The organism is Streptococcus sp. 3874, assembly GCF_013276425.1.
GTDB classification, from domain to species: domain Bacteria; phylum Bacillota; class Bacilli; order Lactobacillales; family Streptococcaceae; genus Streptococcus; species Streptococcus pseudopneumoniae.
In genome coordinates, this window is record NZ_VMLA01000108.1 from 3,760 (window position 1) to 14,407 (window position 10,648).

Sequence of the window (10,648 nt, forward strand, 5' to 3'; positions counted from 1 at the left end):
ATACCTACGGCAAGGCGATGTTAATGCGGATTGAAGAGATTTTTGAAGAGTATAAATCTTCCTAGGATAAAGCAAAACGCATAATATCAAGGGTTTTAAACACTTGATATTATGCGTTTTCTGATGTTAAAGACTTTCTACCAGGTTTTTTGAAGCATAATTGTTAGTTGTAGTCATTTATTATTCTTCAAAGAAAAATGGTGGGGCGAATTTTTTCAGTTCTTCAAAGCACTTTTGAGCAGCATCTGCATCTTCACAGATGATAAGACAGACATCATCACCACAAAGGGTAGCGATAGCGTCAGGGAAGCTCAAAGCATCAATGATAGAACCAAAGGATTGAGCCAGTCCAGGAAGGGTTTTTAGTAGGACTTGGTGTTGAACTGGGCGCATCAAGACAAGGGCGTCTTCCATGTAGAGTTCGAGACGTTTTTCCCATTTTGAGATGGAACCATTGTTAAGAACATAATAAGCGCTATCTTCTTCGCGGACTTTTGATAGGTTCATATTTTTGATGTCGCGTGAGAGGGTTGCCTGGGTCACTTGAATGTCGTTCTCAGCAAGAAGGGACTGCAATTCAGCCTGTGTATGAATCTTGTTTTTTGCGACAAGAGCGCGTATGAGTTGGTGGCGGTGTTCTGATTTATTCATAATAATGTAACTCCTTTTAGCAAGGTATGGTAAGCGTGGACTGAGCGAGGTCGACAGTCAAGTAGTAGTCGGTATTGTCACGGATGGTGATTTCAAAGTCAGTCGTATAGAGGACTAAACGAAGAGTATCTCCTTCTTTTAGATTGTAAATAGTTGGTTGCAGTTCAAATTGCACATCCATCCATTCATCTGCAGTAATATCCTCTACTAACAGTAAATCATTTCTATTTTGTAAATTAAGGTAACCTTTTGTCACGACTCGTTGTGCATCTGGTCTAAATGGCAGTTCACAGAGATTTTCCAGCATATGATAGCGACCGTTGTCAATGGTTCTAGCACTTAAAACAGCTGGATAAGGCTGTAAGTATTTCTTTTGACCAAGTTCCAGTAATTGAGCAGATAAAAGCCCCTTGTTTGTGCTGGATTTGATATGAAGATTGAGCTGAGCGCGACCGTTTAAATGAATGTCCTTGGTCACAGGAAGGTCAATAGTAATCTGATTAGCTTTCCCTTGATAGAGTTCTGTATTGAAGGTTTGGTAGGTCTTACCATAGCGCTCAAAATCCTTATCTGAGTACTGGTTTTGAATAGCTTGCTCTTCTTGACCAAGTGAGAAGGTTTCACAGTTTTCTTGCCCACCGAAGTTATCAAGTGATAACCAAGTCTGTGGAGCTGTATTGTCCTGCCAGATAACAGTAGGAAGTTGAAAGTCTGTTTCCTGTCCTAGTAATTTCTTGGTTAATAAGGCATTTATGGACTCACGGAAGTCAATTGATTGCCAATTGTTCATGTAAACATGGGCACCATTATGGAAAAAGAGATGCTTGTGTATATGAGTAGGAAGAGCATGGAACATCTGGTAAACATGAAGTGGTTTGACATTCCAATCCTGAGAACCATGAGTAAAGACAACCTCTGCCTTTACTTTATGGGCATTGAGCAGATAATTGCGGTCATGCCAAAACTGATTGTAGTCCCCAGTTTTTCGGTCTAGCTGAGCTTTCACTTTTTCTAAGTCAGCTTGGTGAGCTTCATTGCCACGGATATAGTCGCCAGCTAAGAGATTACGAGAATAGGTTAACTCAGCAAGGGAGTCAAAGTCCTCACCTGGATAACCACCTGGGCTAGTCACCAGACCGTTTTCACGGTAGTAGTTGTACCATGATGAAATTCCTGCCTCGGCAATGATAACTTCTAAACCATCGACTCCTGTAGTCGCAAGACCATTGGACATGGTACCTAGATAGGAAAGTCCCGTTGTAGCAACTTTTCCGTTTGACCAATCAGCCTTGACTTGACGCTGGCGCGTGTGATCAGTAAAGGCACGGCAACGGCCGTTAAGCCAATCGATGACATTTTTATAAGCCTCGATTTGCTGGTAGTCTCCATTAGTCATGAAACCTGTCGAGTCTTTGGTACCAACACCTGAGACATAGAGATTGGCAAAGCCTCTCGGAAGGAAGTAGTCGTTTAGTGTATAGCTAGAGTTGATGTGAGTTAGCTTTTCCTCAGCCTCTGCTATAAGCTCAGCTTTACCTTGGGGTTGGACGAGATTTAGTTGAGGTTTCTCTAGCTCAATCTTGTGAGGAAGCTTAACCTCAAGCTCGCCCTCCATCTTGTAGAGAGCCTTGTCACTAGCCTTGTCATTGGTTCCCTGATGATAAGGGCTGGCTGTCATGATGGCAGGGATTTTTCCATCAAAACGAGGGCGAATAATGCTAACCTTTACTAGGTCTGATAGCCCTTTTTGGTCAGTATCGACACGAGACTCCACGTAAACGACTTCACGAATGACATCCTGGTTAGAAAAAGTAGCCAAACTCTTGCCGTTAAAGTAGTGGTAGTCATTATCCTCCGGAATAAGACCATCACTAACAAGTTGGTCGATAAGAGTATTTCCTTTTTTGGTGCGAGTATTGAGTAACTGATAGAGATTTTCAAGCAAGTCACCGTATACAATAGGAAATCCAGTTTCTTTACGAAAAACGTCACTGTCTTCGAAGTCAACCAAATAAGAAAAGCCTAAAAGTTGAAAAGCAACAGTATAAAAAATATCTGCTGTCAGTTCATCTTCTGATTGAAAAAATGTCAGCAGGTCTGTTTTTTTATCAGCTGCTAGGATGGAAAGTGGGTAGTTGGTGTCTTGATAAGTGAAAAAGAAACGACGTAAAAAGGTTTCAAGTGAGTCTTTGTGATTGGCTGTATTTTGTAAATCAAAGCCATATTTTTTTAGTTCAGATAAGATATTTTCTTTTGGGAAAGTGATATAACTATATTGATTAAAACGCATAGAACCTCCATATAGAATGATAGTTAAGGTTATTATATCAAAAAAAAAGCAGAAAGGGAATTGTTAACTGTAAAAGGAAATAATCTAATAAAAATGAATAAAGTGCTAAATTCAATATAGAGAACAGTGTAATAATAGATATAATGGATATAATATAAAAATTCTAGGAGATTTATATTGTATGTTTTCTATTTTTTTATATATATAATATAGTATAAATATAAAAACGATGACAAAAATACAAATGAATAGAAAGTAAATTAGTAAGCTGATGAAATTTTTCTCAAGAGAAGCCTTTTATAGGTGAAAATGGTATAATATAGTGAGAAGGATAGAGGAGAAGTGTAAATTGATCGCACAACTAGATACAAAAACAGTCTATAGTTTTATGGAAAGCGTCATTTCGATTGAAAAGTATGTGAGAGCAGCTAAAGAATTCGGCTACACTCATCTGGCTATAATGGATATTGACAATCTTTATGGTGCTTTTGACTTTCTAGAGGTTACAAAAAAATATGGCATTCATCCTTTATTAGGGCTTGAAATGACTGTGTTTGTGGATGCTCAGGAAGTGAATCTGCGCTTTTTAGCTTTATCTAGTGTGGGCTATCAGCAGTTGATGAAGCTTTCGACAGCCAAGATGCAGGGGGAGAAAAATTGGTCGGTTTTATCTCAGTACTTAAATGATATTGCGGTAATTGTGCCTTATTTTGATGGACTGGAGTCGTTAGAACTAGGCTGTGATTACTATATAGGGGTTTATCCGGAAACACCAGCAAGCGAATTTTATCATCCAATCTTGCCCCTCTATCGGGTCAATGCTTTTGAAAGCAGGGATAGAGAAGTTCTTCAAGTTTTAACAGCGATTAAAGAAAACCTACCGCTTAGAGAAGTTCCCTTGCGCTCACGACAAGATGTCCTTATATCAGCAAGTTCTTTAGAGAAATTATTCCTAGAACGATTTCCGCAAGCCTTAGACAATTTAGAAAAGCTGATTTCAGGCATTTCTTACGACTTGGATACGAGTCTGAAACTGCCTCGTTTTAACCCAGCTAGACCAGCAGTAGAAGAGTTGAGAGAACGCGCTGAGCTTGGGCTTGCTCAGAAGGGATTGACTAGTAAAGAATATCAAGACCGTCTAGACCAAGAATTGGCTGTTATTCATGATATGGGATTTGATGATTATTTCTTGGTTGTTTGGGATTTGTTGCGTTTTGGACGACTGAATGGCTACTATATGGGAATGGGAAGGGGTTCTGCAGTTGGTAGCTTGGTTTCTTATGCCTTAGATATTACAGGGATTGACCCAGTAGAGAAAAATCTGATTTTTGAACGCTTTCTCAATCGTGAACGCTATACCATGCCTGATATTGATATTGATATCCCAGATATTTATCGTCCAGATTTTATCAGATATGTTGGTAATAAATATGGCAGTAAACATGCGGCACAAATCGTTACTTTTTCTACCTTTGGTGCCAAGCAAGCTCTGCGTGATGTCTTGAAACGCTTTGGTGTTCCAGAGTATGAATTATCCGCAATTACCAAGAAAATCAGTTTCCGTGATAATCTCAAGTCAGCCTATGAGGGCAATCTCCAGTTTCGTCAGCAAATTAATAGTAAGTTAGAATACCAAAAAGCCTTTGAAATTGCCTGCAAGATTGAGGGGTATCCAAGACAAACCTCTGTCCATGCAGCTGGTGTTGTGATTAGCGACCAAGATTTGACCAATTACATTCCTCTAAAGCATGGTGATGAAATTCCACTGACTCAGTATGATGCTCATGGAGTTGAGGCTAGCGGTCTTTTGAAGATGGATTTTCTGGGACTACGAAATTTGACCTTTGTCCAGAAGATGCAAGAATTACTTGCAGAAACAGAAGGTGTTAAGATAGTTATCAACGAGATTGATTTGGAAGACAAAGAAACGTTAGCTTTATTTGCTTCTGGCAATACAAAAGGTATCTTTCAATTTGAACAACCTGGTGCCATTCGTCTGCTTAAGCGTGTGCAACCAGTCTGTTTTGAAGATGTCGTAGCGACTACTTCTCTAAATAGACCAGGTGCTAGTGATTATATCAATAATTTTGTGGCAAGAAAACATGGGCAGGAAGAAGTGACTGTTCTGGATCCAGTACTGGAGGATATTTTGGCTCCAACCTATGGTATCATGCTCTATCAGGAGCAGGTTATGCAGGTAGCTCAGCGGTTTGCTGGATTTAGTCTTGGGAAGGCCGATATTTTGCGTCGAGCTATGGGGAAAAAGGATGCTTCTGCCATGCATGAGATGAGAGCTTCCTTTATTCAAGGCTCCTTAGAAGCTGGTCATACTGTGGAAAAAGCAGAGCAGGTCTTTGATGTCATGGAGAAGTTTGCAGGTTATGGTTTTAACAGGTCACATGCCTATGCTTACTCAGCTTTGGCCTTCCAGTTGGCTTATTTCAAAACGCATTATCCAGCCATTTTTTATCAGGTCATGTTGAATTCTGCCAACAGTGATTACTTAATAGATGCACTTGAAGCAGGCTTTGAAGTGGCTCCTCTGTCCATCAACACCATTCCCTATCACGATAAAATTGCCAACAAGTCCATCTATCTAGGATTGAAATCGATTAAGGGAGTCAGTAATGATTTAGCTCTCTGGATTATTGAAAATAGACCCTATTCTAACATTGAAGATTTTATAGCTAAATTACCTGAGAATTATCTGAAACTACCTCTGCTAGAACCTTTGGTAAAAGTTGGTCTTTTTGATTTATTTGAAAAAAATCGTCAAAAAGTATTTAATAACTTAGCCAATCTATTTGAATTTGTGAAAGAGTTGGGAAGTTTATTTGGAGATACTATTTATAGTTGGCAGGAATCGGAGGATTGGACGGAACAAGAAAAATTCTATATGGAACAAGAGCTTTTAGGGATAGGTGTCAGCAAACATCCACTACAAACTATCGCAAGTAAAGCTATTTACCCAATTACCCCAATCGGAAATTTGTCAGAAAATAGCTATGCTATTATTTTGGTTGAAGTTCAGAAAATAAAAGTGATTCGTACCAAAAAGGGTGAAAATATGGCCTTCTTACAGGTAGATGATAGTAAGAAAAAATTGGACGTCACTCTCTTTTCAGACTTATATCGTCAGGTTGGACAGGAAATAAAAGAGGGAGCCTTCTACTATATAAAAGGAAAAATACAATCACGTGATGGCCGTCTGCAAATGATTGCACAAGAAATAAGAGAAGCAGTTGCTGAACGCTTTTGGATACAGGTGAAAAATCATGAATCGGATCAAGAAATTTCACGTATTTTAGAACAATTTAAAGGCTCAATCCCAGTCATCATCCGGTATGAGGAGGAACAGAAAACCATCGTTTCTCCCCATTATTTTGTAGTTAAATCTGATGAATTAGAGGAGAAATTGAATGAAATCGTTATGAAAACGATTTATCGCTAAAAATACGGAAAATAGAAGAATTTTAAAATCAAATGTGGTATAATCAAGAAGACTGTTAAAAGAAAAAGGAGCATAAACCAATATGAAACGTATTGCTGTTTTGACTAGTGGTGGAGACGCCCCTGGTATGAACGCTGCTATCCGTGCAGTTGTTCGTCAAGCAATTTCAGAAGGAATGGAAGTGTTTGGTATCTATGACGGATATGCTGGTATGGTTGCCGGTGAAATTCATCCCCTAGATGCAGCTTCAGTAGGAGACATCATTTCTCGTGGTGGTACTTTCCTTCACTCAGCTCGTTACCCAGAGTTCGCTCAACTTGAAGGGCAACTAAAAGGGATTGAGCAATTGAAAAAACACGGCATTGAAGGTGTAGTTGTTATCGGTGGAGACGGTTCTTACCACGGCGCTATGCGTTTGACTGAGCATGGTTTCCCTGCTATCGGTCTTCCAGGTACAATCGATAACGATATCGTTGGTACTGACTTTACAATCGGTTTTGACACAGCGGTTACAACTGCTATGGATGCTATTGATAAGATTCGTGATACATCATCAAGTCACCGTCGTACTTTTGTTATTGAAGTTATGGGACGTAACGCTGGTGATATCGCTCTTTGGGCTGGTATTGCAACTGGTGCAGATGAAATCATCATTCCTGAGGAAGGATTCAAGATTGAAGACATCGTAGAAAGCATTAAATGTGGTTATGAGTGTGGTAAAAAACACAATATCATCGTCTTAGCTGAAGGTGTGATGTCAGCAGCTGAATTTGGTCAAAAACTTAAAGAAGCTGGAGATACAAGCGACCTTCGTGTGACAGAACTTGGACATATTCAACGTGGTGGTTCTCCAACTGCGCGTGACCGTGTATTGGCGTCACGTATGGGTGCCCATGCTGTTAAACTTCTTAAAGAAGGTATTGGTGGTGTTGCGGTTGGTATCCGTAACGAGAAAATGGTTGAAAACCCAATTCTTGGAACGGCAGAAGAAGGAGCATTGTTTAGCCTTACTGCAGAAGGTAAGATTGTAGTTAACAACCCACACAAAGCCGATATTGAGCTATCTAGCTTGAATAAGAGCTTGTCATAATTTACAATTTAGTTAATAAGACCAAAAAGGTCATATCTATAAAGGAGTCACAAAAATCATGAACAAACGTGTAAAAATCGTTGCAACTTTGGGTCCTGCGGTAGAAATCCGTGGTGGTAAAAAATTCGGTGAGGACGGATACTGGGGTGAAAAACTTGATGTTGAAGCTTCAGCTAAAAACATTGCTCAATTGATTGAAGCTGGTGCTAACACATTCCGTTTCAACTTCTCACACGGTGACCACCAAGAACAAGGTGAGCGTATGGCAACTGTTAAACTTGCTGAAAAACTTGCAGGTAAAAAAGTTGGTTTCCTTCTTGATACAAAAGGACCAGAAATCCGTACAGAATTGTTCGAAGGTGAAGCTAAAGAGTATTCATACAAAACTGGTGAGAAAATCCGTGTTGCAACTAAACAAGGAATCAAATCAACTCGTGAAGTGATTGCATTGAACGTTGCTGGTGCTCTGGATATCTATGATGATGTTGAAGTTGGTCGTCAAGTGTTGGTTGACGACGGTAAACTTGGTCTTCGTGTGGTTGCTAAAGATGACGCAACTCGTGAATTTGAAGTGGAAGTTGAAAACGATGGTATCATCGCTAAACAAAAAGGTGTGAATATTCCTAACACTAAAATTCCTTTCCCAGCCCTTGCTGAACGTGATAACGACGATATCCGCTTTGGTCTTGAACAAGGTATCAACTTTATTGCGATTTCATTCGTACGTACTGCAAAAGACGTGAACGAAGTTCGTGCAATCTGTGAAGAAACTGGAAACGGGCATGTTCAATTGTTCGCTAAAATCGAAAATCAACAAGGTATCGATAACTTGGATGAAATCATCGAAGCAGCTGATGGTATCATGATCGCTCGTGGTGATATGGGTATCGAAGTACCATTCGAAATGGTTCCAGTTTACCAAAAAATGATTATCAAGAAAGTCAATGCTGCAGGTAAAGTTGTTATCACTGCAACAAACATGCTTGAAACAATGACTGAAAAACCACGTGCAACTCGTTCAGAAGTATCAGACGTATTCAACGCTGTTATCGACGGAACTGACGCTACAATGCTGTCAGGCGAGTCTGCAAACGGTAAATACCCACTCGAGTCAGTAACTACAATGGCTACAATAGACAAGAACGCTCAAACTCTTCTTAATGAATACGGACGTTTGGATTCAGATTCATTTGAACGTAACTCTAAGACAGAAGTAATGGCTTCAGCTGTTAAAGATGCTACTAACTCAATGGATATCAAATTGGTTGTAACTCTTACTAAGACAGGTCATACTGCACGTTTGATTTCTAAATACCGTCCAAATGCTGACATCTTAGCATTGACATTTGATGAATTGACAGAACGTGGATTGATGTTGAACTGGGGTGTTATCCCAATGTTGACAGATGCTCCATCTTCAACTGACGATATGTTCGAAATCGCTGAACGTAAAGCGGTAGAAGCAGGTCTCGTTGAGTCAGGCGATGATATCGTTATCGTTGCTGGTGTACCAGTAGGAGAAGCTGTTCGTACAAATACAATGCGTATCCGCACAGTACGTTAAGAAAAATATAAAAACCTATCATATCCAGCTTTAGAGCTTGTGTGATAGGCTTTTTTGGGCTCTTTGTCAACTGTAGTGGGTTGAAGTCAGCTAAGCTCGAGAAAGGACAAATTTTGTCCTTTCTTTTTTGATATTCAGAACGATAAAAATCCGTTTTTTGAAGTTTTCAAAGTTTCGAAAACCAAAGGCATTGCGCTTGATAAGTTTGATGAGATTATTGGTCGCTTCTAATTTGGCGTTAGAATAGTGTAGTTGAAGGGCATTGACAATCTTTTCTTTATCCTTTAGAAAGGTTTTAAAGACAGTCTGAAAAAGAGGATGAACCTGCTTTAGATTGTCCTCAATAAGTCCGAAAAATTTGTCAGGCTCCTTGTTCTGGAAGTGAAAAAGTAAGAGCTGATAGAGATTGTAGTGGTGTTTCAAGTCTTCTGAATAGCTCAAAAGCTTGTCAAGAATCTCTTTATTCGTTAAGTGCATACGAAAAGTAGGGCGATAAAAACGTTTATCGCTGAGTTTACGACTATCCTGTTGAATGAGTTTCCAGTATCGTTTAATAGCCTTGTATTCATGGGATTTTCGTTCAAACTGATTCATAATTTGGACACGGACACGACTCATAGCACGGCTAAGATGTTGTACAATATGAAAGCGATCTAGAACGATTTTAGCATTCGGGAGTGAAACAGTCTGGGAGACTGTTTCAGCCTGAGCCTAGAAATTTGAAAGCGAATCTGTTTAGCTAAGTCATAATAAGGACTAAACATATCCATAGTAATAATTTTCACTCGACATCGGACGACCCTATCATATTTAAGAAAGTGATCTCGAATGACGGCTTATGTTCTACCTTCAAGAACAGTGATGATATTGAGCTTATCAAAATCTTGCGCAATGAAACTCATCTCCATCTCCCGATTGAAACAGTCACTCCCTGGACTGTTTCAACGTCCCAAGACATAATCTCAGGCAGATGTTTAAAATTACACTCAAAGTGGAAGTCATTGAGCTTTCGAATGACAGTTGAAGTTGAAATGGCCAGCTGATGAGCAATATCGGTCATAGAAGTCTTTTCAATCAACTTTTGCGCAATTTTTTGGTTGATAATACGAGGAATTTGGTGATTTTTCTTGACGATAGAAGTTTCAGCGACCATCATTTTTGAACAGTGATAGCACTTGAATCGACGCTTTCTAAGGAGAATTCTAGTAGGCATACCAGTCGTTTCAAGATAAGGAATTTTAGAAGGTTTTTGAAAGTCATATTTCTTCAATTGGTTTCCGCACTCAGGGCAAGATGGGGCGTCGTAGTCCAGTTTGGCGATGATTTCCTTGTGTGTATCCTTATTGATGATATCCATAGGGGATTTACCCACTACAAATATTATAGAGCCGAAAAAGGTGGCTATGTCACCTTTTTGTGTCAGTGTAGGTATTTGTGACGCGGTGGTGGGGCATCAATGGAGCTTCTTGAAGGTAATACTCTTCGAAAATCTCTTCAAACCACGTCAGCGTCGCCTTACCGTAGGTATGGTTACTGACTTCGTCAGTTTCATCTACAACCTCAAAGCAGTGCTTTGAGCAACCTGCGGCTAGCTTCCTAGTT

The 10,648-nt window shown here is 39.6% G+C and carries 5 protein-coding genes and 2 pseudogenes; 3 read left to right on the plus strand and 4 right to left on the minus strand.

Going from position 1 to position 10,648, the window contains the following annotated elements:
* Positions 1–180: 180 nt before the first annotated feature.
* Complete coding sequence (locus tag HT703_RS10050) at positions 181–651, minus strand: arginine repressor (RefSeq protein ID WP_023934390.1); 471 nt, start codon at positions 649–651, stop codon at positions 181–183.
* A gap of 16 nt (positions 652–667) precedes the next feature.
* The gene (locus HT703_RS10055; protein ID WP_023936141.1) at positions 668–2,941 is read right to left on the minus strand and encodes a Xaa-Pro dipeptidyl-peptidase; all 2,274 of its coding nucleotides are present in this window, start codon (positions 2,939–2,941) and stop codon (positions 668–670) included.
* A 349-nt stretch (positions 2,942–3,290) separates the two neighbouring features.
* Here HT703_RS10055 and HT703_RS10060 point away from each other — a divergent pair, with 349 nt between their 5' ends.
* The 3 genes from HT703_RS10060 to pyk all read left to right on the plus strand — a co-directional run bounded on the left by HT703_RS10060 (position 3,291) and on the right by pyk (position 9,046).
* Complete coding sequence (locus HT703_RS10060) at positions 3,291–6,392, plus strand: DNA polymerase III subunit alpha (protein ID WP_031233564.1); 3,102 nt, start codon at positions 3,291–3,293, stop codon at positions 6,390–6,392.
* Positions 6,393–6,474: 82 nt separating this feature from the next.
* The gene (pfkA, locus tag HT703_RS10065; RefSeq protein WP_000820864.1) at positions 6,475–7,482 is read left to right on the plus strand and encodes a 6-phosphofructokinase; all 1,008 of its coding nucleotides are present in this window, start codon (positions 6,475–6,477) and stop codon (positions 7,480–7,482) included.
* A 58-nt stretch (positions 7,483–7,540) separates the two neighbouring features.
* A complete protein-coding gene (pyk, locus tag HT703_RS10070) occupies positions 7,541–9,046 on the plus strand; it encodes a pyruvate kinase (protein ID WP_001042822.1) in 1,506 nt (501 codons plus the stop codon).
* 90 nt (positions 9,047–9,136) lie between these two features.
* Here pyk and HT703_RS10075 read toward each other — a convergent pair.
* Positions 9,137–10,403, minus strand: a pseudogene (locus tag HT703_RS10075) (transposase).
* 49 nt (positions 10,404–10,452) lie between these two features.
* Positions 10,453–10,648: pseudogene (locus HT703_RS10080) on the minus strand (hypothetical protein); the annotation flags it as partial.

What these genes read in the sequence shown, in the direction of transcription:
- pyk (WP_001042822.1), top strand. Translation starts at nt 7,541, where the DNA reads ATGAACAAACGTGTAAAAATCGTTGCAACTTTGGGTCCTGCGGTAGAA.
- HT703_RS10050 (WP_023934390.1), bottom strand. Translation starts at nt 651, where the DNA reads ATGAATAAATCAGAACACCGCCACCAACTCATACGCGCTCTTGTCGCA.
- HT703_RS10055 (WP_023936141.1), bottom strand. Translation starts at nt 2,941, where the DNA reads ATGCGTTTTAATCAATATAGTTATATCACTTTCCCAAAAGAAAATATC.
- pfkA (WP_000820864.1), top strand. Translation starts at nt 6,475, where the DNA reads ATGAAACGTATTGCTGTTTTGACTAGTGGTGGAGACGCCCCTGGTATG.